This window comes from Acetobacterium sp. (assembly GCF_041752335.1).
GTDB lineage: Bacteria > Bacillota > Clostridia > Eubacteriales > Eubacteriaceae > Acetobacterium.
In genome coordinates, this window is record NZ_JBGSHG010000092.1 from 18,172 (window position 1) to 39,041 (window position 20,870).

Annotated in this window: 21 protein-coding genes; all 21 read right to left on the reverse strand. The window is 44.7% G+C overall.

Annotated features, from left to right (window positions below; translation table 11 throughout):
• Positions 1 to 84: 84 nt before the first annotated feature.
• Positions 85 to 1,491 carry a dihydrolipoyl dehydrogenase gene (gene lpdA / locus ACEW8F_RS12000; RefSeq protein ID WP_373483708.1) on the reverse strand — a complete coding sequence of 469 codons (1,407 nt, stop codon included), beginning with the start codon at positions 1,489 to 1,491 and terminating at the stop codon, positions 85 to 87.
• A gap of 10 nt (positions 1,492 to 1,501) precedes the next feature.
• Positions 1,502 to 2,821, reverse strand: a complete 1,320-nt coding sequence (locus tag ACEW8F_RS12005) for a dihydrolipoamide acetyltransferase family protein (protein WP_373483709.1) — start codon at positions 2,819 to 2,821, stop codon at positions 1,502 to 1,504.
• A 14-nt stretch (positions 2,822 to 2,835) separates the two neighbouring features.
• Positions 2,836 to 3,837, reverse strand: coding sequence for an ATP-NAD kinase family protein (locus ACEW8F_RS12010; RefSeq protein ID WP_373483710.1), 1,002 nt, complete (start codon positions 3,835 to 3,837; stop codon positions 2,836 to 2,838).
• A gap of 122 nt (positions 3,838 to 3,959) precedes the next feature.
• On the reverse strand, positions 3,960 to 4,931 hold the full coding sequence (locus ACEW8F_RS12015; RefSeq protein ID WP_373483711.1) for an alpha-ketoacid dehydrogenase subunit beta: 972 nt from the start codon (positions 4,929 to 4,931) through the stop codon (positions 3,960 to 3,962).
• Positions 4,928 to 5,917: a thiamine pyrophosphate-dependent dehydrogenase E1 component subunit alpha gene (locus ACEW8F_RS12020; RefSeq protein ID WP_373483734.1), complete on the reverse strand. Its 990-nt coding sequence runs from the start codon at positions 5,915 to 5,917 to the stop codon at positions 4,928 to 4,930. Before ACEW8F_RS12020 ends, ACEW8F_RS12015 begins: the two co-directional genes overlap by 4 nt.
• A 55-nt stretch (positions 5,918 to 5,972) precedes the next feature.
• Positions 5,973 to 6,341, reverse strand: a complete 369-nt coding sequence (locus ACEW8F_RS12025) for a Lin0512 family protein (RefSeq protein WP_373483712.1) — start codon at positions 6,339 to 6,341, stop codon at positions 5,973 to 5,975.
• Between the two features lie 46 nt (positions 6,342 to 6,387).
• Positions 6,388 to 6,690: a DUF6506 family protein gene (locus tag ACEW8F_RS12030; protein WP_373483713.1), complete on the reverse strand. Its 303-nt coding sequence runs from the start codon at positions 6,688 to 6,690 to the stop codon at positions 6,388 to 6,390.
• Positions 6,691 to 7,028: 338 nt separating this feature from the next.
• A complete protein-coding gene (locus tag ACEW8F_RS12035; RefSeq protein WP_373483714.1) occupies positions 7,029 to 7,781 on the reverse strand; it encodes an ABC transporter ATP-binding protein in 753 nt (250 codons plus the stop codon).
• Positions 7,762 to 8,736, reverse strand: a complete 975-nt coding sequence (locus tag ACEW8F_RS12040; protein WP_373483715.1) for an ABC transporter substrate-binding protein — start codon at positions 8,734 to 8,736, stop codon at positions 7,762 to 7,764. Before ACEW8F_RS12040 ends, ACEW8F_RS12035 begins: the two co-directional genes overlap by 20 nt.
• On the reverse strand, positions 8,733 to 9,506 hold the full coding sequence (locus ACEW8F_RS12045) for an ABC transporter permease (RefSeq protein ID WP_373483716.1): 774 nt from the start codon (positions 9,504 to 9,506) through the stop codon (positions 8,733 to 8,735). Before ACEW8F_RS12045 ends, ACEW8F_RS12040 begins: the two co-directional genes overlap by 4 nt.
• The gene (locus tag ACEW8F_RS12050; RefSeq protein ID WP_373483717.1) at positions 9,481 to 9,768 is read right to left on the reverse strand and encodes an MTH1187 family thiamine-binding protein; all 288 of its coding nucleotides are present in this window, start codon (positions 9,766 to 9,768) and stop codon (positions 9,481 to 9,483) included. The genes ACEW8F_RS12045 and ACEW8F_RS12050 overlap by 26 nt, the downstream gene beginning before the upstream one ends.
• Positions 9,769 to 10,050: 282 nt before the next feature.
• Entirely contained in the window at positions 10,051 to 10,539 is a 489-nt protein-coding gene (locus ACEW8F_RS12055) for a VOC family protein (RefSeq protein ID WP_373483718.1), read from the reverse strand.
• Positions 10,540 to 10,696: 157 nt separating this feature from the next.
• Positions 10,697 to 11,755 carry a 2,3-butanediol dehydrogenase gene (locus ACEW8F_RS12060; RefSeq protein ID WP_373483719.1) on the reverse strand — a complete coding sequence of 353 codons (1,059 nt, stop codon included), beginning with the start codon at positions 11,753 to 11,755 and terminating at the stop codon, positions 10,697 to 10,699.
• A gap of 140 nt (positions 11,756 to 11,895) precedes the next feature.
• Positions 11,896 to 13,287: a sigma-54 interaction domain-containing protein gene (locus tag ACEW8F_RS12065; protein ID WP_373483720.1), complete on the reverse strand. Its 1,392-nt coding sequence runs from the start codon at positions 13,285 to 13,287 to the stop codon at positions 11,896 to 11,898.
• A gap of 111 nt (positions 13,288 to 13,398) precedes the next feature.
• Entirely contained in the window at positions 13,399 to 14,937 is a 1,539-nt protein-coding gene (locus tag ACEW8F_RS12070) for a metallophosphoesterase (protein ID WP_373483721.1), read from the reverse strand.
• Between the two features lie 9 nt (positions 14,938 to 14,946).
• Positions 14,947 to 15,777: an AmmeMemoRadiSam system radical SAM enzyme gene (amrS, locus tag ACEW8F_RS12075; RefSeq protein ID WP_373483722.1), complete on the reverse strand. Its 831-nt coding sequence runs from the start codon at positions 15,775 to 15,777 to the stop codon at positions 14,947 to 14,949.
• A 319-nt stretch (positions 15,778 to 16,096) separates the two neighbouring features.
• Positions 16,097 to 16,609, reverse strand: coding sequence for a transcription repressor NadR (locus ACEW8F_RS12080; RefSeq protein ID WP_373483723.1), 513 nt, complete (start codon positions 16,607 to 16,609; stop codon positions 16,097 to 16,099).
• Positions 16,610 to 16,650: 41 nt separating this feature from the next.
• On the reverse strand, positions 16,651 to 17,475 hold the full coding sequence (gene nadC / locus ACEW8F_RS12085) for a carboxylating nicotinate-nucleotide diphosphorylase (RefSeq protein WP_373483735.1): 825 nt from the start codon (positions 17,473 to 17,475) through the stop codon (positions 16,651 to 16,653).
• A 1-nt stretch (position 17,476) separates the two neighbouring features.
• Positions 17,477 to 18,775 carry an L-aspartate oxidase gene (locus ACEW8F_RS12090; RefSeq protein ID WP_373483724.1) on the reverse strand — a complete coding sequence of 433 codons (1,299 nt, stop codon included), beginning with the start codon at positions 18,773 to 18,775 and terminating at the stop codon, positions 17,477 to 17,479.
• Between the two features lie 13 nt (positions 18,776 to 18,788).
• Positions 18,789 to 19,697 carry a quinolinate synthase NadA gene (gene nadA / locus ACEW8F_RS12095; protein ID WP_373483725.1) on the reverse strand — a complete coding sequence of 303 codons (909 nt, stop codon included), beginning with the start codon at positions 19,695 to 19,697 and terminating at the stop codon, positions 18,789 to 18,791.
• An 83-nt stretch (positions 19,698 to 19,780) separates the two neighbouring features.
• A complete protein-coding gene (locus tag ACEW8F_RS12100) occupies positions 19,781 to 20,740 on the reverse strand; it encodes a CHAD domain-containing protein (RefSeq protein WP_373483726.1) in 960 nt (319 codons plus the stop codon).
• Positions 20,741 to 20,870: the final 130 nt, after the last annotated feature.

Genomic DNA, 20,870 nt, shown 5'->3' on the forward strand with positions numbered 1-20,870 from the left:
TCTTGCCATATTAGCCTTTGTTTGAAAAAAGAAGCGGATCATACTCATTTCAGAGCTTGATCCGCTTCTTTTTACCGTTTACAATTATCTCATCATATGGATGGCTTCACCCTTCACTGCATGGGCGGCTTCCATCAGGGCTTCGCCGACGGTGGGGTGGGCGTGGATGGTAGACATCAGTTCTGCCACCGTTGCTTCCAGGCGAATGGCCAGGGCTCCTTCGACAATCAGATCGGTGGCCCGCGGACCGGCCATGTGCAGTCCTAGTATTTCACCGGTTGCGGCATCAGTCACGTATTTGACTAAACCGGAGGTTTCGCCCATGATCATCGCTTTGCCATTGACGGCCATGGGGAAATTTCCGACCTTCACGTCATAGCCAAGATCCCTGGCCTGATCCTCAGTCAGCCCGACGCTGGCCAGTTCCGGTTTGGTATAAACACAATAGGGGATGGTTTTAAAATCAATTTGTGATTTTATTCCCATAATCGTCTCAACCGCAACGATGCCTTCAGCCGATGCCACATGCGCCAGCATCACACCGCCATTGCAATCTCCCACAGCATAGATATTACGCTTATTGGTTTGCATTTTCTGATTGACTTTAATGGCCCCTCTTACGGTTTCAACACCAACCGTATTCAGTTCCAGGCTATCAATCACTGGTTTTCGACCCACCGAAAGCAACACTTTTTTAGCCGTAACGACTTTTTCTCCAGCTTCGGAGCTTGTCATAACCGCTAAGCCGTCCGGTCCTGCCTGGATTGATTCGACCTTTGTTCTGGTGAAAATTTCAACCCCTTCTTTAAGTAGTTTCGCTTTCAGGGGTTTAACAATATCGTGGTCCATATTGGCCACTATTTCCGGTAACATTTCAATGATCGTAACCTTGCATCCAAAGGCATTGTAGACACTGGCAAATTCACAACCAATGACGCCGCCGCCGATAATGCACATGCTTTCCGGCACAGCTTCCAGGGACAGAGCTTCGTCACTGGTGATCACATCCGGATGATCAGACCCTGGTATCGGCGGAATCACCGGTTTTGAACCGCTGGCAATGATGGCAAAATCAAAATCAATAATCGTTACTGCTTTGCTCGCTGCGTCTTGATTGTCAGTGACGACTTTAATTTGATGATCGTTTAAAAAAACACCGGTCCCCATTATTTTAGTAACATTGTTATTCTTCAATAAGCCATTAACACCGCCAACCAATTTTTTGACAATTTTCGTTTTTCTGGCCTGGAGTTTTGTCCAGTCAGCTTCATAGCCGGAAATTGTGATGCCCAGTTCTTTGGCGTCATTTTCAAGAGCGTCAATCAGTTCGGTGGTATGTAGCAGCACCTTGGTGGGAATGCAGCCCACATTGAGACAGGTCCCGCCTAAGTATTTGTTTTCAACCAGGGTCACCTCAGCGCCTAACTGAGCCGCTCGGATGGCCGCTACATATCCCCCCGGACCTCCTCCTAATATTACAATCTTCATCATTTCGCCTCCATTACAATAACAACAATCCGGGTTTTTCGATCAGTTCTTTGAGTCTGGCCACAAACTGCGCTGCTACCGAACCATCCACCACCCGATGATCAGCCGTCAAGCTGAGGTTCATCATGGGTTTAATAACTACCTGTCCATCAACTACCATGGGGGTATCCATGATGGTATTAACTCCCAAAATGGCAACCTCGGGCTGATTGATAATCGGCGTAAAAGATTCCATCCCAAACATACCGATATTGGTTATGGTAAAGGTTCCCCCGGTGATTTCATCGGTTCCCAGTTCATTGTTTCTGGCTTTTTCTGCCAGGGCCTTAATTTCTGTCGAAATTGCGCCCAAATCTTTTTTGTTGACAAATTTCAGTACCGGCACAATCAGTCCATCCGGGAGCGCCACGGCCACCCCAATATTTACAAAATTCCGGGTCACGATGTCAGTGCCGACAATGGAACTGTTCAGCAACGGGAATTCCATCAAGGCTTTAGCTAGTACCTTCACCAGTATATCGGTATAGGTTATTTTAGCCGTGCTTTTTAATTCTTCTCTGAGCTGTTTCATGGCGGTAGTATCGACCCGCTGGTTATAGTTAACCGTTGCCGATGTTGCCTGACTGGCTGACATTCGGCTGGCAATAATTTTACGCATCGCTGACATCGGCCGGGTGGCTTCCTGAGGATCGGCAAATTTCATGAAGTCAGCGTTTTGTTTAAAGGCCAGCACATCAGCCTTCATAATCCGACCATCCTTGTCAATCTGACCTGGATCAACCCCCAAACCGGCAGCAATCACCCCAGCCGTTGGAGACATTTTCGGCGGGGCTGTTTTTGCTTTTTCTGCAAATTCAGTCACATCTTTTTCAGTAATGGCGCCCTGAGGGCCGGTGCCCGATACCTCGGAAATGTCAATGTTTAAATCGGCCGCTATTTTTTTGATTCGGGCCGAAGCTTTGACCCGCCCCCCAGCAGCCGGCTGGGGGGCAGCTTGCTCGGCCTTTGGCGGCTCGGCAACTGCCGGTTTTTCATCGGCGACTGCCGGGCTAGCCACCGCTTTTTGCGCCTCTGCCAGCAATCCCGAAATATCTTCGTCGGCCTTTCCGATAATGGCAATCGGTTTTAGGACCTCCACTGTGCCCTCTGCCACCAATATCTTTCTAATAATCCCTTCTCCTGGGGACTCAAATTCCTTGGTTATTTTATCTGTTTCCACATCAAAGATAATTTCGCCCATGGCGACGCTGTCACCTTCTGATTTCCGCCAGTTGGCAATGTTCCCTTCGGTCATCGTCAACCCGAGCTTGGGCATTACTAAAAACTTAGCCATAGTGCTTCCTCCTATTATTCTGAAACCTTGAAAAATCCGTTTTTCTGTCCCGCTTCGATGGCTTTTTTAATATCCACATGCCATGGCCCATTCCGGCTGATTTTAAAGGTAAAGGTCTGATTTTGATGAAATTCTATTTCACGTTCACCGTCCAGGGCAATGGTTCCTCTCCCAAAGGTGGTCATCTCATATTTTTCATTAAATTTCAAAATCACCGGTTCACTGGTGCCAATGGGTAGAACGATCCCGGCCGCCATGGGGATCCGAATTTTGGGCGCATTTTTATCAATACTGACATAGGCACCAAAATTGTCAGCTTCGGTGATGATTGTTTTCCCCCCTACTACGGACGAAAAACCAATCGAGGCCGGATGACTGCGGGCGACAAATATTTTTTCGATATCCTCAACTTTCCAGATGGCTCGGGATCCCACAAAGATATCCCGGGAAATCACCGCATCGATGAGGGCAATGTCTTTGAGCTGCCCCTCTGAGTATATCTCGATAATCTTATCTCTATTTGAATAGACTTCTTTGTCAAATTTATGGGAAGCCACCACTGCTGCGGCAATGCCAGCAATGGTTCCTTCAATCATGTCCGGATAGACATTATTAGTGCCGGTGGAGATGGAAATCATCGGGATTTCCTTGATATCTTTAGCCACCGCCCGGTTGGTGCCATCGCCCCCCAGGGTGACAATGCACCCCACTTTTTTTTCATTCATTAATTGCACCGCTCGATAAGTGTCTTCGACGGTGTCCTCCTTATAAAAATCGAACACTTCAATTTGACATCTCAGCTCGCCTGAGGTTTCAAGCTTATCCTCCACCCGATATCCCATATTATAGGGATCTGGCATCATATATACTTTTTCCACCCCATTTTGTTGGGCGCCCAAGATGATTCGCTCGACAATATTTATCTTTTCGTTATTATCAATAACTGTTGCATGGGAAACCAGTCGTCTGATGTCCTTTCCTGAAGCAGGATTGGCAATGATTCCAATTGAATTCATATGTTCACCACCTTTTTTCTGTCTTTTTGTCTAAAAAAAGGTTCTGGAAATAATATCATCGCTTGACACTCCATTATTTCCAAAACCATGACCCTTTTTACCGGGTTAATTAATAAAGGTTATTAAAATAAAGATTTAACCGCCTGAACCACATCGTCGGCATTTGGCAGCACATATGCTTCCAGATTGCCAGAAAACGGAATCGGGGTATTCAGGGCACAAACCCGTTTAATCGGAGCGTCACATTCGTAGAAACATTCATCGGCAATGATCGCTGCCAATTCTCCGGCATAACTGCCGCGTTTTGCTTCTTCAGAGACAATCACAACCTTATGGGTTTTTTTAACTGATTCAAAGATAGCTTCTGTATCCAGAGGATAGAGGGATCTTAAATCGATGACTTCCACATCAATCCCATCTTTTTCCAGCATTTCAGCTGCTTTGAGGGAATCATAAACCTGTTTACCATAAGTGATAATGGTGACATCACTCCCTTCCCGTTTGATATTGGCTTTTCCTAAAGGAATCGGTTTGACCTCATCTTCGACTTGGCTGGCTACTGCATACAAGGTTTTATTTTCAAGATAAATAACCGGATTATCATCATCGATGGCCGTAAGCATCAAACCGATGGCATCCTGGGCGTTTGATGGGTACACAACTTTAAGGCCAGGAACATGGGTAAACCATGCTTCCAGCGATTGGGAATGCTGGGCTGCTGCGGCTACGCCGCCACCGGATGGCAAACGCACCACCATCGGTAATTTTAGTTTCCCGCCGAACATGTATCGCATTTTAGCGGCCTGATTAACCAGCTGATCCATCCCAACCGTCGCAAAGTCAACAAACATCAGTTCCGGGATCGGTCGCAGACCAACAGCTGCAGCTCCTACCGCGGCACCGATGATGGCTCCTTCTGATATTGGTGTATCGCGAACTCTTTTTTCTCCGAATTCTTCAAATAATCCTGCTGTTACACCAAAGCATCCACCAAAGAGACCAACATCTTCTCCGAAAATGAATACGTCAGGATTTTCCAACATTTTTATGCGCATACCTTCTTTGATTCCTTGACCATAAGTGAGCTCTCTCATCTTGATCGTCCCTCCTCTACTATATCGGTGTAAACATCTTCAACAGCGGATGATACATCTGGGAATTTACTGGCCAGCGCAAAATCAACGGCTTCTTCAACGAGAGCGTCAATTTTCGCGTTTAGTTTATCCATCTCTTCTTGAGTCATGACCTGGTTTTCAAGAATATATTTTTCTAATCTGGGTATTGGATCTTTTTTCTTCCATTGTTCCAATTCGCCTTCTGGTCGGTAAACCGTTGGATCACCTTCGAAATGACCGCGCCAGCGATATGTTTTGCATTCAATAAGGGTTGGTCCCTGACCTTTACGGGCTCTGGCAACGGCTTCCTGAACGGCTTCAAACACAGCAAAGACATCATTTCCGTCGACCGTAATACCGGGGATATTATAAGAAACAGCTCGCTGAGAGATGTCAGTGATGTTCTGATGCCGGGCCTGGCTCACGGATATTCCGTAACCATTATTTTCGCAAATAAAGACGACCGGCAATTTCCAGGTACTGGCTAAGTTTAAACCTTCATGGAAGGTACTCTGGTTGGTGGAGGCATCACCAAAGAAGCAGGCACACACCTGATCGGTGCCCTTGTACTGAATGCCCAGTCCGGCACCGGTAGCAATATTATGACCAGCCCCGACAATCCCATTGGCACCGAGGATGCCCTTGGTTGCATCGGCAATATGCATGGAACCACCTTTACCTTTGCAATAACCGGTATCTTTGCCAAAGAGTTCAGCCATCATGAATTTCATGTCGCCGCCTTTTGCTAAAATATGTCCATGACCACGATGGGTACTGGTAATGAAGTCATCATCCCGTAAACTTTCGCACACTCCAGTTGCTACTGCTTCTTCACCAATATAAAGGTGAACGAATCCGCCAACCTGACCTTCAGCAAAAAGATTCATAGCCCTATTTTCGAACTTCCTGATTTTTACCATTTTTTCATACATTTCGATGATCGTTTCGTTTGAAATTTTCAAAATATTTCCTCCTTCGTATTTGCTTTGTTTACATGGAATCATACAAACACAGCGTGATTTATACACTAACGGTTACGCATACAATGGCTGCTTCAATGGTATTATCGGTATCACCAAAACCGGGAAAGAAAAGACCGGCGGTTGTCAATCCTCCTTTCTTGGCTATAATGGTCACCTTTCCCACCGGGAAGAGTTTTTTTAGCTCCTCAGTGTTTAGATCTTCAGGCCTGGATACGCCGATAATTGCCTCAATCATCATTTTTTCATCGAGATTTTCTTCGGTTAAACCATGAATTTCATTCAGTCCGATCAGACAGCTTTTGGAAATCGCGTCTTTGATCGCTTTTCCCGCCGCTTTATTGACATCCTGACCATGAAAATCCATCCCCATTCCAAATTCAATGATAAACTTTTTGATAAAAGTCACCTCCTACCTTTTTGATACCTTTTGATCATAAGTGCCCGTAGTTGGGTCAAAAAATTTCGTCTCCGCTTTTATTGTCAAGACCGGGGTGAATATCGAATCGAACCACGCCGACCGCTGCCTTTCCTTTGACGGCTTTACTAATCATTGCCGTCCCCTCATTTCCAAACCCGCCACAGAGTTCAAAGGCTGCTACACCTTCTTCCACCAGCTTCAGAGCTGCATCCACCGCCGTTTCATAGGACGAAACTCCAACTGAGATCAGGGTAACCTGTTCGGTTTCAACCACAGACCGGTGAATGGCCGGATCTGCGTTGGGCGCAATAAAAATAAATGCTGCCTTTAATGCCATATGCAAACCTCCTTGTTTTGATTGAGTTGTATGATACAGCAATATTTATAGCAATATTCGTGCCAAAATCTCTAGATCTTCTTTTTATTTAAACGTTTACTTAAATGGTGTTAATTTCGGTTTTTTTTTGATTCGTTAAAGATTTCCACGACAAAAGCAAGCGTATTTTTTTCTCATTATGAGAATTTTTGTCTCATTATAAGAAAAGCAGTCTCAAAAATGAGACTGCTGAGGTTACGCGGGCGGTTGATAACCGCTCCTTCAAGATAGAACATGCTTTTTTTATTGTTTGCTCTGACTAGTCCGGTTTGTCGGGCGAGCCGTATCGCCCGTTGGTTTCACAATCGTTTTAGAATGTCACTGCGCAGCTGGCGCAATTCCCCGGAAGTCATCATTTCCTTTGGGCTGGGGTGCTTGACAGGAACGATGATTTCCTCGACAATATGGGCCGGTGATCCATTAATAATATAGATGCGGTCAGACAGAAAAATGGCCTCATCGATATCATGGGTAATAAACAAAACCGAACCCTTGATTTTTTTTAATATCTCCAGCAGATACTCCTGCATTTTCAGCCGGGTAATGGCATCCAATCCCCCGAAAGGTTCATCCAGCAGCATGATCTCCTTTGAAAACATAGTCGTTCGCAGCAGCGAAACCCGCTGTTTCATCCCACCGGATAATTGAACAGGATACTTTTCCCCATCTTCTTCCAGCTGGAAAACCGGCAGCATCTCTTTTACCTTTTCGCGGGCCTCTTTTTTGGATATTCCCCGGATTTCCAGGGGTAAGATGCCATTGTCAATGACATTTCGCCAGGGCAGCAGCAGATCCTTCTGATACATATAGCTGACAATACCGGTTTCCCCGGTGACCGCTTTGTTATTGACAAAAACCTTGCCCGCTTCCGGTTTCAGTAGTCCGGCAATGACGTTGAACAGCGTACTTTTTCCGCATCCGCTGGGGCCAAGAATGGATACAAACTCGCCCTGATTCAAATGGATATCGATATCTTCAATAATATTTTTATGATTATACTCCTTGGTTACCCCGGAAACCTTAAGGACGCATTTATTGTGGCAGGTATTCATTGGTAAAAGCCTCGTCTGCATTGAGCTGGTTCTCCAGCAACCCATGATCATACATCCATTTTCCATAGTTTTCCCAGATGTTCAAACTCATGACACCCCATTTTTCAGCATCATTCTGGTATTCCTCAGCCAGATACTTTTGGGAAGCCACCGCCAGATCCCGATCAATTTCCGGGTTGTCCTTCAATAATAGATCGGCTGCCGCTTCGGGATTTTCGATGGCATATTGATACCCCCTGGTAACAGCCCGCAAGAACTTCTTAGCTGTTTCCGGATTTTCTTCCAGATAATCTTCATTGGCAATAATCACCGGGGTGTAGAAATCCAGGTTTTTATCAACCTCCTGAAGCCGGATAAAATTAATGGGAATGTTCTGCAATTCAGCTGAGACCCCATCCCAGCCATAATAGATCCAGGTGAAATCGACATGATCTTTGACCGCTGTAAAAAAGTCCATGGCTCCGACATCCACAATCTCTAATTTACTGAAATCGGCGTTATCCGCTTCCATCAACCCTTTCAGGGTAGCCACCTCCATGGGGGAACCCCAGCCGCCATATTTTTTACCTTCAAAATTTTTGGGGCTGACAATATTACGATCCACCGGTGAAGCAAAACCCGAGGTATTATGCTGGATAATCGCTGCAATCGCTATAACTGGCAATGGATTGGCCGCCGTTCTGGCATAGGTTACCTGTTCCTGATAACTGACGCCAAATTCACCCTGTCCAGCAGCGATCAGATCCGCACTGCCGCCCTCGCTGGGCTGGATGATCTCCACTTCCAGACCTTCTTCTTCAAAATAGCCCAGTTCCTGGGCAACATATAGCCCGGTATGATTGGTATTGGGAACCCAATCCAGTACCACGGTTAATTTTTCATTCTCTTTCGTTGTACACCCGGTTAATCCAATCATCAGTAAACCGACTAAAATGATCACAAGTTTCTTTTTCATTCCTCTTCCTCCTTTAATTTATCCCAGGGCATCAGTGCCCTTTGAATCCCGGCAATGCTGTAAAAAAGCGCAATTGACAAGATTACAATCACCAAAATGGATGCGAAAACCAGATCCAGAGCAAAAGCATGCCTGGCTCTTAACATATAAACCCCAAGTCCCGCTTTCCCGCCCAGCCATTCTCCAATTACCGCCCCCATGATACTGTAGGTTGCGGCAATTTTAAGGCCGGAAAAAAAATAAGGCAAGGCGCTGGGAAATTTAATTTTAGCAAAAATCTGACTCTTGGTGGCCCCCATCGACCGGACCAGATTAATCAGTTCCCCATCCACACTTTGAAGACCTTCAATCAGGTTTACAGTAATGGGAAAAAAGCAGACCAGCACGACCACAAATATTTTTGGTGCGATCCCAAATCCAAACCACATCGCCAGCAGCGGTGCAATAACGATAATCGGGACTGTTTGAGACATAACCAGAACCGGATAGATCGCTTTTTTAACTACCGGAAACTGATCCATCACAATCGCCATGATCAGTGATAAAAAAACGGCAACCAGAAGACCTGTCATACCTTCAAAAAAAGTTACCCAGGTATGCATCATAATATCCGACCAGTTTGCGATCAGGGCATAGCCGATATCTGTGGGTGATGGCAAAATGTATCGTTCCACCACACCCAGGTTAACCACCAGCTCCCACAGGATCAGAATCGTCAGAATAAAAAAAATGGGGATCAGCTTGTCACCGATATTTTGATACTTTCTCATTGATTGTGACGCCTTCTTCCTTGTAATCAATTTTTACAATTGAAACCACCCGCTCCGCACCATGCTGGATACAGATAGACTGGGCTCGTTTAACAATATCCAGGAGTTCGTCCAGTTCACCTTCAATGGATGTCTCAAAAGGACCTACCACATACTCCAGACCGGTTTGACTGATCATCTCAATCACCTGATCGACCACATAATAAATTTCGCTATCCGGCACCACCGGCAAAACCTGCAAGCTTAGATTTACTTTTGCCATAATAATGACCTCCATAAGTTATTTAAAATACAACGAATTAAATTTTTAATTCGTTGTATTTTAAATAAGCAATTGTTATGCTTATCACTTTTATTGCCTGCTATTTTTAACTTTTTTTTTGTTTTATTTTATCATCAGATGTTTCTTTTTTTCTCAAAAATTCTCAAAATGAGATTTTGATCTCATTTTGAGAAAAAGAGAAAATAAATGTGTGAACAATCATTCGTTTAAGATTAACCTTTACTGAGCAATGTTGTCAATATATTGGTTTAATGCAACAACTTATTTTGGATAAATTGCAACCGGTTCCGGCCATTCAAAACTTTCTTCTGGACCATATAACTCGACAATACATTTTAAATCATCCCGGGTTTCCCTGTAGTCATAATGAAAGTTACTTCCCCAGTAGCCATATTGAAGCGGTTTTAAATCGTTTTTATCACAAAATCCCAGTGCACTTTCATAGGATTCTGTATCCATCGCCACATGGTGAATTCCTTCCCCATGTTCTCTCAAAAATCGTGCATAATCACTGATTTCATCGAGTGGCTCAATCAATTCCCATTGTACCGTTCCTACATCTGCAAGTGCCAGACGCATCGCATAATCAATTCGTTTACCGCCAACGCTCATATCCGCAACCGTATCTTTGTTAAACTCATATATTTTCCAAGGTCCAATTCCATATTTGTCGGCATATGTCCTAACTGTCGCATCAAGATCTTTCACAACAACACCAACTTGCAACAAATTTGTAAATACTGGTTTCATTGGTTTTTTCTCCTTTATACTATAATTGGTTAGAGTGTCAATCCGTAAAGTTTACTATTCGGCATCCAACATATTGATTTAAAAAAATTACCACCAACATCTTGTCCGCAAATACAGCCAAAATTACATTCGACACCCCAACCATAAGCACTATTGATTAATATGGTTTTACAATGATTTTAACATTTTCATCTTTTCTGTTGACCAGTTCTTCAAATCCTTTTTCAATAATATCATCAATATCGATTCTTCCAGTAACCAGCGGCGAAATATCAATCCGGCCGTCGGATACTAAATCAATTGCCGTTTTAAAATCCCCGGCATAAGCTAATGAACCAATAACGGTCTTATCTGTAAATACGATCGAATTAATCTGAATACTCGTTTCTTTTTCATAAATCCCGGAGAGAATAATTTTTCCACCTGTTCTCGCAACTTCAATAGCGATCGGGGTGACCTTGTCACTACCAATACACTCAAAGACAACATCTGGCCCAATCCCATCTGTCAGTTCCAAAATCCGCGCTTTTATATCGATTTCGGTCGGATCCAGAACTTCGTGAGCTCCCATTTTAGCGGCAAATTCTTTTCTCGCTTTGGCAACTTCAACCACATAAATTTTTCCGGCGCCAGCCGCTCTGGCGGCCAAAAGTGTGCATAATCCAATGGTTCCAGCCCCAAAGATGACCACACTTTCTCCTTCGATAAGCGGACCTGAGCGGACGGCATGAATCCCTACTGAAAGTGGTTCAATTAACGCACCAGCTTCAAATGACATATTATCCGGCATCTTATATAAGGTATAGTCGGGAACAACAACGTATTCGGCAAAAGCGCCGTCCGTCATGAGACCAGTAAATGCCAGTTTTTCGCAGACATTGTACATTCCCAATTTGCAGGGATTACACTCATGACAGACCCAGCAAGCATCTGGAGCAACTCGATCCCCGACATTGAATCCTTTTACTTCAGAGCCTACTTCAACAATCGTACCTGAAAATTCATGACCAAGCGTAATTGGCGCCGTCCCGCCAGTTAATGGATGAGGTGTCGTAGTTGGTATAAAGATTGGTCCGGCCAGATATTCATGTAAATCAGAACCACAAATTCCACACCACTCAACTTTAATTTTAACAAAATTTTCTCCCGGTAACTTGGGTTCAGGAACATCCATAACTCTGACATCTTTTTTTCCATACCATACTGCTGCTTTCATTATTTTCTCCTTTCAATCTGATCTTTCACATAAATCCAATACCTAAATCTAAATAATCTTAACCTCCAATCTCATTCATTTAAAATTTAGCTTATGTTTAAGTGCAGCAATTATCATGCCAGATTTTATGGTCGTGAATTTTATACACTACGGACATGAATGTCGTAGGCTTTTATTTTTCGATAGATGGTCGCCTTGCTGATGCTGAGCTCTTCGGCCGCCTTTACGGCATTCCCTTTATTAAGCAATAACGCATGCTCAATACTGTTTTTTTCGAGATCTTTGAGGGTCTCACCTTCACTCTCACTATAAATACTCTTATCCTCTTTTTCTTTTACCAGCACTTCGATATCATCGATCTGATCACCCATTGACATATAGTACCCTCGCTGGACAATGTTTTTTAGCTCTCTGACATTTCCTTCCCACTTATATTCATGGAGTTTTTCGGCGAATTTTTCAGTAAAATATTTATTCACCCCACTGTTTTCCTGATTTAATTGTTGCAGAAAGTATTGACCCAATACCAAAATATCTTCTCGTCTTCTTTTAAGTGGCAACAATCGCAGGTTGATAACATTGAGTCTGAAATACAGATCCTGCCTGAAGGCATCCTTGGACATTTCATTCAGGAGATTTCGGTTGGTTGCCGCAATAATCCGAACATCAAGCTTCCTTTCATAATTTCCGCCGATTCGCATCACTTTTTTTTCATCCAAAACTCTTAATAATTTCGGCTGCATCTCCATCGGGATTTCTCCTATTTCATCGAGAAACAGCGTGCCACCATTGGCCAGTTCGAATTTTCCTGGCATTCCCCCTTTAGCGGCGCCGGTAAATGATCCGGTTTCATAACCAAAAAACTCACTCTCAACCAGCTCCTTGGGGATGGCCGCACAATTGATGGCAATAAAGGGCCCATTTCGCCGGTGACTTTCATTATGAATGGATTGAGCAAACAGCTCTTTGCCAGTACCGCTTTCCCCTTCGATCAGCACCGAGCAATTTGTTCGGGAGATCCGCTTGGCTGTATTGATAAGCTCCAGCATGGTCTTGTTTCTGGTAATAATCTTGTCGAAAGTATAGTTTGCCCGAAAACCAGCCAGTTTGTTGATCTCTTTACGAACCTGTTTAGATTCCCGAATCACCAGCACAGCTCCCATGACCTTATCGTTGAAGGCCACCGGGGTAATATCCAGAAAGCAGTCGATTTTTCTCGAACCAATAAAAAGGGTTATATCTGAATACGAGAATTTACGTTTATTGATAAAAATATTATCCACCACATCAATGTCTTTTAGTACATCGCTCATGTCGAGCTTTAGTATCTCTTCTTCACTCATTTGAAACAATTCTAAAATTCTATAATTGAATTTTTTTACGCTCAGATCGGTATCAATAATCATCAGGCCGTTAAGAATTGAATCCAGGGCCAAGTCCATTAATTTATAAGAATCTGCAATCTCATGTCGCATTTCCCGGGTTAGCACATCGCCGTTTTTCAATTTTTCCATCAGCGTCTTTACTTCCATGAATTTTACCTCCCAATGAATCACCAGTTCTACTAAAATTACATGTTATGACCTTAATAAAGGCTTTCCTGACAGACCTTAATCAATTTGCATGGCCTTCCTTTATTTACTTTAGGGAATGTTCATCGCTGCCAGCTTCCCAATTTTTTCTTGCATCGGTTTAGTTAAGCTTAGCAGCAATTCGCCATTGTACGACCCGGTGGGTAAGTGTTCGGTGCGGCCATTGAAAATTTGCTGGGCCGCCACCGCATAGGACCGGGCAATGCTGGCAAAAGATCCTTCTTTTATGGTTGGATTGATATTTTTAGCGATAATTGAAATCGTCCTATCTGCATTTTTGAGGATTTCAAAGACTCGAAAATTCTGTGGAAAATCTCGGAGTGATGCCGTTTCCACTACCCAAAAGCCACGTTCCGGCTGATCCGGATCCGGTGATATTACAGGTGTTATGGTATTGCGGTGACGATGCCCGGCAACCCATAGGATCAAATTGGGATAGGATTGCAGTTTTTCAATCAGTTCTTGTTCCGGCACCGGGGAAATCGAACTCCAGGACATAAACGGTCTGGTTAATGGTTCCTGGTATTCCACCCCGATGGGGATGTGAGCGGCAATCATCATCAGCTTGCCCTCTTGCTGACCATTCTCCAGTTCCTCCACCAGCCAGTCAAAACGCGACCGATCCAGGGAGCCATGAGCATAACCCTGGACGTTGGGTTCATCATCCCGTTGGGTATTATCCAGCACAATCACCTTGATGGGAACCCCCTCTTTGGGCTCAAAGCTGTAACAGGCAAAACCGGTTTCAAGATTATCTTGTTTAAATCCATGGCCAATCGGCAGGGTTTCGGTATTGAAAAACTCCTTCATCCATTCCATCCGGGACAGAAACCGCCGGTTAGGATCATCGGAAACTGCTTTTTGCGGTTTGTCCGGCCAGATATGATCATGGTTACCAATAATCTGATACCAGGGAATCTGCTGATTCAGTCCCACCGCCATAAATTCGTCATAGAAATTTTTCCGGGGACCAATTCGGGGATTAGGGTTGACGCCAAAGTCCAGATTTATTTCTTGGCCGTCAAAAACGTCGATGGACCACCGGAGTTCGCTATACATGGCATTGTTGGTATTATCACCCATAGACAAACCAAAATCCAGGGGATTCTGATGATGAATAGCATTAACCGAATGAATGGCACCATCCAATACGTGGGTAGTATAGTGCATCATCTCCGAATACACTGACACGATCCCGCCGCCGTATTTTGAATAGATCCCATGCGCCGGAAATTCTCCATCGGTGATGTGGATATCGGTAACGGCGAAGAAATGGAGCAACTGTTCGGGCTGCCTCTGGTCAGAAATCTGATAGTCAGCCGGCATCAGATCCAGCCGCTTTTCCGGTTCCTGATGGGAGGCTGCAATCCATCCCCCATAGCCTTCTTTTGCAGATCTGAGGATTTCGGTGGCATCCACCTGGGGCGAGGTGGCAATCACCGGATCCAAAAAAAAGGTATAGGTTTCTTTTTCAAAATTGAAGCTTATTTCGCCCTCATTTATTGGCACCGCAACAGGACAAATCAGATGCTCCATTTCTTTAAGCTGTTTTAATAAGCGATTTGATTTTTTCGAACGTTTATTTCCCATCGGTCTGCCTCAACAATTTCCAACATAAACAAATTCCAGAGATTCTCTGGCTATATCAGCCAGATGATAAACCTGGGCAACGTCGGTGGCATCCCGATCCATCATTTCAAATCTGGGAAAAAAGCGGGACAGATGAAGGGGAATTGTTCGCCCTACTGATCCCAGCCACTGAGATAATGCCCTGATTTCCACTTCGCTGTCATTTTCATCGGGAACAATCAGGGTAGTCACTTCCACATGAGTAATTTCGCTGGCAATCCGGATCGTCTGTTTGACCGTTTCAAGATCGCCGCTGATTTTTTTATAAAATTTCTGATTAAAGGCTTTCAGATCAATGTTTAAGGCATCGATATCCGGAAGGATTTCCCTTACCGCTTCTTCGCAAAAGCAGCCATTGGTCACCACCACGTTTTTCAAGCCGTTCTTTTTTGCCTCTTTGGCGCAATCTCGCACAAATTCATAACCTACCAAGGGTTCGTTATAGGTATAGGCCAGCCCGATATTCCCTTCACCCACCAGTCTTAGCGCATTGGCCACCAGACTTTGAGGAGTCATTCTGCGGCCATGGGCTTCTTCCATTCCAGCCATAGAAATTTCGTAGTTTTGACAAAATGAACACCTTAAATTACATCCGAAACTTCCCACTGACAAAATTCGGGAGCCCGGATAAAAATGACGCAATGGTTTTTTTTCAATAGGATCCAAGGCAATGGCTGTAACCATTCCATAATTCAAGTCTTCAATGACATCGGACCGATTAATTCGGGCCCGGCAAAATCCAATCTCACCCTCATCCAATTGACAATGATGGGGACAGAGCCGACATGCTATTTTACTCACAGTTTTTCCACCCTTCGTTGATTTACACTAACCAAACTGCCCATCCATTTCAAGGCAATGAACGTTTCTGGTGCAACCTCAATTCCGCTCCGCTTCATTTCGGTCGCGGGCAGTCGCCAACTGCAAGCAAGCTTGCGATTGGCTCGTTGCCTTCGCGCAACCTCAATTCCGCTCCGCTTCATTTCGGTCGCGGGCAGTCGCCAACTGCAAGCGAGCTTGCGATTGGCTCGTTGCCTTCGCGCAAAAAAAGGAAAACTTCATGATGTCTTCCTTCTTTTTTTGTGCTATTCTATTCATACCCAAATCGTTGGTTTAAGAATCACTCGCTCACGATTAAATATCCTTTTTCTTTCAAACTTTTTTCGACTAACCAGAGAATGCTGTCTGAGGGTGCTTCGACAGTATGATAATGAACCTTGTCAGTGAGCTTCATCAGTGGACTGGTTTTTTTTTCTTCGAGCCCGGTCACAAATCTGTCCACATCTTCCCGGGTAGCCAGAAATAAATCAACCTGGATTTTTCCGTAAATATCATGGATGATAAAAACATCTTTTACAAAACCCCCGGCATCAATAATGGTATAAAGCTCATCTCCAATTTCTTCGTGACTGTGATACACTTTAAACACCTTTTCCTTTGCCGGCGGATCCACAATGATATAACCTTTATTGGTGGAAATGATATTGTAATGTGCTGCTTTCAGGAGTGCAATATCCTGAACAATGCTTTGTCGACTGACCTGAAAAATTTCGGACAAGGCGGTTCCTGAAACCGGTTCCCGGGAAGCGCGGAGAGTCTTGATGATATCTTCCTGCCGTTGTTGTTTTTTCATGGTTTACACTCCTTTCCTGATATTTGTAATTGGTTGAGACCTTATAAAATGCGCAGGTTTTTCATCGTTAAATCAAGAATCGGCGAGGAATGGGTCAGGGCGCCACAGGAGATAAAGTCCACCCCAATGTCGCCAAGCTCTTTTAACCGCGCTTCGGTTACATTCCCGGAACATTCGGTTACTGCTCTGCCATTGACAATTTTAATGGCTGCCTTCATCGTCGCGTTATCCATGTTGTCCAGCATGATGATGTCGGCCCCGGCTTCTATGGCCTGGCTTAGCATTTCCAGATTTTCAACTTCCACTTCAATCTTGCGGACAAAGGGAGCATATTTTTTTGTCGCTGCGATGGCTTCTTTTACCCCACCGGCGGCATTGATATGATTGTCTTTGATCAGAATGCCATCGGACAGGTTAAAGCGGTGGTTATAACCGCCACCAACCGTCACGGCATATTTTTCGAAAACCCGCATATTCGGTGTGGTTTTCCGCGTGTCCAGCAATCTGGTTTTGGTGCCGGTCAAATAACCCACCAGCTTCCGGGTGTGGGTGGCGATTCCGCTCATCCGCTGCAGATAGTTCAGGGCGGTCCGCTCGCAGGAGAGCAGGGTTCGGGCATCGGCTTCCACGACCGCCAAAAGATCTCCGGGGTTAACGGTATCGCCGTCGCTGACAAACTGTTCCACCGTGGCCGCAGTATCCATTAGTTCAAAGGTTCGCTGGTAAACCGCCAGACCGGCAATGATGCCGGCCTCCTTGGCAAGCAGTTCCACCTGGGCTCTGATCCCCGCTTTGATGACCGCGTTGGTGGTAATATCCTCACTGGTAATATCCTCCTGCAGCGCCTGTAAAATAAGAGGATCCATGTTAAGCTTTATCGATTCGTTCAATGACTTTGCTCCTTTCAATTTCGTCCAGGATTATTTTTTTATAATCGGCTCTCAACTGCTCCAGATCTTTGAAGTTGTCCAGATCAAGCGTTGGTTGAAAAGCTTCGGTAATTTCATAATGATCGTGGGTGTCTAGAGCCGCTCTTTTAGCAAAGACCAGGCTTTCCAGCAGCGAATTACTGGCCAGCCGGTTGGCACCATGGACCCGATTGCAGCTGATTTCACCAATGGCATAGAGATGGGACATAGAAGTTCGGCTGTCCAGATCGACTTTGATGCCGCCCATAAAATAATGCTGGGCAGGGGTCACCGGGATGCATTCCCGGGTAATATCATAGCCTTCTTCCAGACAGTGTTTAAAGATATTGGGAAAACGATGCGTGATCACATCACTGCCCATGTCCTGCATCGACAGCCAGACGAAATCACTTTCGTCCTGTTCCATTTGCTCATGAATGGCCTTGGTCAGCAGATCTCGGGGTAATAGTTCATCGACAAACCGCTGCATTTTACGGTTATAGAGCACCGCCCCTTCCCCCCGAACCGATTCAGAAATCAGAAAACGGCGCCCGGGCTTTTGGGAATACAGGGTCGTGGGGTGAATTTGAATATAACTGATGTTTTCCAGTTCGATCTGACGTTTTAAGGCGATGGCGATAGCGTCTCCAGTGAGGTGGGCTAAATTGGTCGAGCTGTGAAACAACCCACCCAGGCCGCCGGTGGCCAGAACCACGTAGTCGGAGCGGTATAAATGAATGGCGCCGGTCCCGTCACTGGCCACGACTCCGCTGCAGCAGTTATCCTGACAGATCAGATCGACCATCGCCATATTTTCGATGATCGTAATATTGGGCCGCTTTTTAACCTGGGCCAGCAATTTACTGGTGATTTCTTTGCCGGTAAGGTCTTCGTGATAAAGAATCCGGGCCCGGGAATGAGCCCCTTCTCTGGTATAGGCCAGTTCGCCATTTTTCTTTTCAAACTCCACGCCATAACCAATCAGATCGGTGATGATTTCCGGTGAGCTGCGAATCATTACATCCACCGAAGCACGATCATTTTCATAGTGTCCGGCTTTCAGGGTATCCTCGAAAAAACTGTCATAATCATCCTCGTCTCTTAAGACGCAGATCCCGCCCTGGGCCAGGTAGGAATCACTTTCATCCACAGCTGTTTTGGTGATCATCAGAATCTCTTTATTCTGGGGAATATTCAGGGCATAAAACAAACCAGCGGCGCCGGTGCCAACCACAATAATATCTGTTTTGCCGTTCATTTCAAGTGCTCCCTCATTTGGCCAGTTCCAGCATTTTTTCCAGCGCCAAAACAGCCTTTGTCCGGGTTTCATCGTCAACTTCCATCTGATTGATGCCGTTTTCCAGGGCATCGGCCAGCTTAGCCAGGGTGATCTTTTTCATGTTGGGACAAATCTGGTTTTTATTGATGGTATAGAACTTTTTATCAGGATTGTTTTTCCCCAGCTGATAGAGAATGCCGATTTCGGTCCCGATAATAAATTCATCGGCGTCACTGGCAGTGGCGTAATCAATGATTCCCGCGGTACTCCCCACATAATCGGCGGCGCCAATCACGGTCATCGTACATTCGGGATGCACCAGCACCTTGGCATTGGGATGGGCAGCTTTGGCATCTTCCAGCTCATCGATCATGATTTCGTCATGGACGTGACAATAGCCGTCATTAAAAATAAAATGCTTTTCCGGAACCTGACTGGCAATGTATTGGCCGAGGTTTTGATCCGGCACAAAATAAATATTCTGCTGCGGCAAAGCCCTGACGATTTTTAGCGCATTGGATGAGGTCACACATACATCCACGTATTTTTTGATTTCAGCGGTTGAATTAATATAGCAAACTACCGCCAGATCATCATAATTTTCCCGCACCTCGGCAATTTTATCGATGGCAGCCATATGGGCCATCGGACAATCGGCATTGGCTTCTGGCATGATCACTGTTTTTTCGGGACTGAGAATTTTGGCACTTTCGCCCATAAAGGTGACCCCACAAAAGACAATCACTTTTTGGGGCAGCTCAACGGCAATTTTGCTGAGATAATAAGAGTCACCGACATAATCGGCAATTTCCTGGATTTCATCATTAACATAGTAATGGGCTAAAATAACCGCATCTTTTTCTGCTTTCAGTTTTTCTATTTTTAACAAGTTTTCTTTCATTTTTTTGCCTCCTACTTTTAACCGGGTTTTCATGATTAAAAGTATAGCATGTATCTTTACACCTGACAAGCCGACTGTAAAGTTTATTTTATAAACTTCCTGATCTTGCGGTTCCCCGCCATCATCTGCCAGCCGATGATAATGCCGGATTGGTAGTGGAGTTGGCAGTCATCGCTTTCTGAAACGAGTTGTTCCAGCAATTGCTGGTTGGCGAAGACATCATGGAAATAACCCAGATCGTCCTGCATTTTTTCAAACGCATCCATGGATTTGCAAATCTCTTTATTAAGAATAGACGACAGCTGTTCGATGACATAGCGAAGTTTTTTACTTTTGATCCGGACCCGATGAATCGCTTGCTGATCTTTTAGATCCATATTTTTCATGCCTTTTTTAATTTTTTTCAGCCAATTGTCAATGTGCGTTGCGGTATAGTCTTTAACCGATAATTGTAAATCGGGTGATCCTGCTTCCCATGGATCATTGAGCCGCCATACCCAAATGTCCAGCAGATCCAGGGCAAAGGCATCGGTTTTAAGACTCGCCAACAAAAGGGTCAAGGCCGTTTTCCGTTTTCCCAGAAGATAGTCTTTGATCTGCCCAAACGCACTGATCGCCATAGCGCTATCCTTTTCGATTTCTGAAATCCCTTCCAGTAGAACATCCAGCTGCCGGACTTCGGCAAATTGCTGTCCCATTTTCCTTAGGGTATCCTGTTGCACCAGATAGTTTTCGGCTTTGAATAAGGGCATAAAAAAAGCCAGCATCGCCCGAAATTTTCGGATTCGAACCCGAACCTGATGAGCCCCTTCCGGATCGCTGTAATTTTCAAAAAATTGATCGTAGGCATTTAGAATTTCATTAAATCCTCTATTCATTATGATCTCTACCGACACGGCCACCTTCTTTTTTGCTTTGATATTCAGGCTTGATTGACTAACAACCCGCACTGATTTTATCGGTGGTATCTGGGGAAGCAGTAAACCTTTTTCATATCGCCCCTGATTTTCTATTAATACCGTTGACAGCTTTTCCATCATCATCGCTATTTTCCAACCTTTCAGATTTATTATTTGTAGCGTTTTTAATCTATATACCCACCGGGGCCTTTAAACCCATGATTAAATCGATTGTTTTTATCAAAAACAAAAACAGGAAATCAGCTTTGCTGAT

What these genes read in the sequence shown, in the direction of transcription:
- ACEW8F_RS12005 (WP_373483709.1), bottom strand. Translation starts at nt 2,821, where the DNA reads ATGGCTAAGTTTTTAGTAATGCCCAAGCTCGGGTTGACGATGACCGAA.
- ACEW8F_RS12055 (WP_373483718.1), bottom strand. Translation starts at nt 10,539, where the DNA reads ATGAAACCAGTATTTACAAATTTGTTGCAAGTTGGTGTTGTTGTGAAA.
- ACEW8F_RS12065 (WP_373483720.1), bottom strand. Translation starts at nt 13,287, where the DNA reads ATGGAAGTAAAGACGCTGATGGAAAAATTGAAAAACGGCGATGTGCTA.
- ACEW8F_RS12080 (WP_373483723.1), bottom strand. Translation starts at nt 16,609, where the DNA reads ATGAAAAAACAACAACGGCAGGAAGATATCATCAAGACTCTCCGCGCT.
- ACEW8F_RS12060 (WP_373483719.1), bottom strand. Translation starts at nt 11,755, where the DNA reads ATGAAAGCAGCAGTATGGTATGGAAAAAAAGATGTCAGAGTTATGGAT.
- ACEW8F_RS12015 (WP_373483711.1), bottom strand. Translation starts at nt 4,931, where the DNA reads ATGAGAGAGCTCACTTATGGTCAAGGAATCAAAGAAGGTATGCGCATA.
- ACEW8F_RS12045 (WP_373483716.1), bottom strand. Translation starts at nt 9,506, where the DNA reads ATGAGAAAGTATCAAAATATCGGTGACAAGCTGATCCCCATTTTTTTT.
- ACEW8F_RS12040 (WP_373483715.1), bottom strand. Translation starts at nt 8,736, where the DNA reads ATGAAAAAGAAACTTGTGATCATTTTAGTCGGTTTACTGATGATTGGA.
- ACEW8F_RS12100 (WP_373483726.1), bottom strand. Translation starts at nt 20,740, where the DNA reads ATGATGATGGAAAAGCTGTCAACGGTATTAATAGAAAATCAGGGGCGA.
- ACEW8F_RS12050 (WP_373483717.1), bottom strand. Translation starts at nt 9,768, where the DNA reads ATGGCAAAAGTAAATCTAAGCTTGCAGGTTTTGCCGGTGGTGCCGGAT.
- nadA (WP_373483725.1), bottom strand. Translation starts at nt 19,697, where the DNA reads ATGAAAGAAAACTTGTTAAAAATAGAAAAACTGAAAGCAGAAAAAGAT.
- nadC (WP_373483735.1), bottom strand. Translation starts at nt 17,475, where the DNA reads ATGGATCCTCTTATTTTACAGGCGCTGCAGGAGGATATTACCAGTGAG.
- ACEW8F_RS12030 (WP_373483713.1), bottom strand. Translation starts at nt 6,690, where the DNA reads ATGGCATTAAAGGCAGCATTTATTTTTATTGCGCCCAACGCAGATCCG.
- ACEW8F_RS12010 (WP_373483710.1), bottom strand. Translation starts at nt 3,837, where the DNA reads ATGAATTCAATTGGAATCATTGCCAATCCTGCTTCAGGAAAGGACATC.
- ACEW8F_RS12070 (WP_373483721.1), bottom strand. Translation starts at nt 14,937, where the DNA reads ATGGGAAATAAACGTTCGAAAAAATCAAATCGCTTATTAAAACAGCTT.
- ACEW8F_RS12035 (WP_373483714.1), bottom strand. Translation starts at nt 7,781, where the DNA reads ATGAATACCTGCCACAATAAATGCGTCCTTAAGGTTTCCGGGGTAACC.
- lpdA (WP_373483708.1), bottom strand. Translation starts at nt 1,491, where the DNA reads ATGATGAAGATTGTAATATTAGGAGGAGGTCCGGGGGGATATGTAGCG.
- ACEW8F_RS12090 (WP_373483724.1), bottom strand. Translation starts at nt 18,775, where the DNA reads ATGAACGGCAAAACAGATATTATTGTGGTTGGCACCGGCGCCGCTGGT.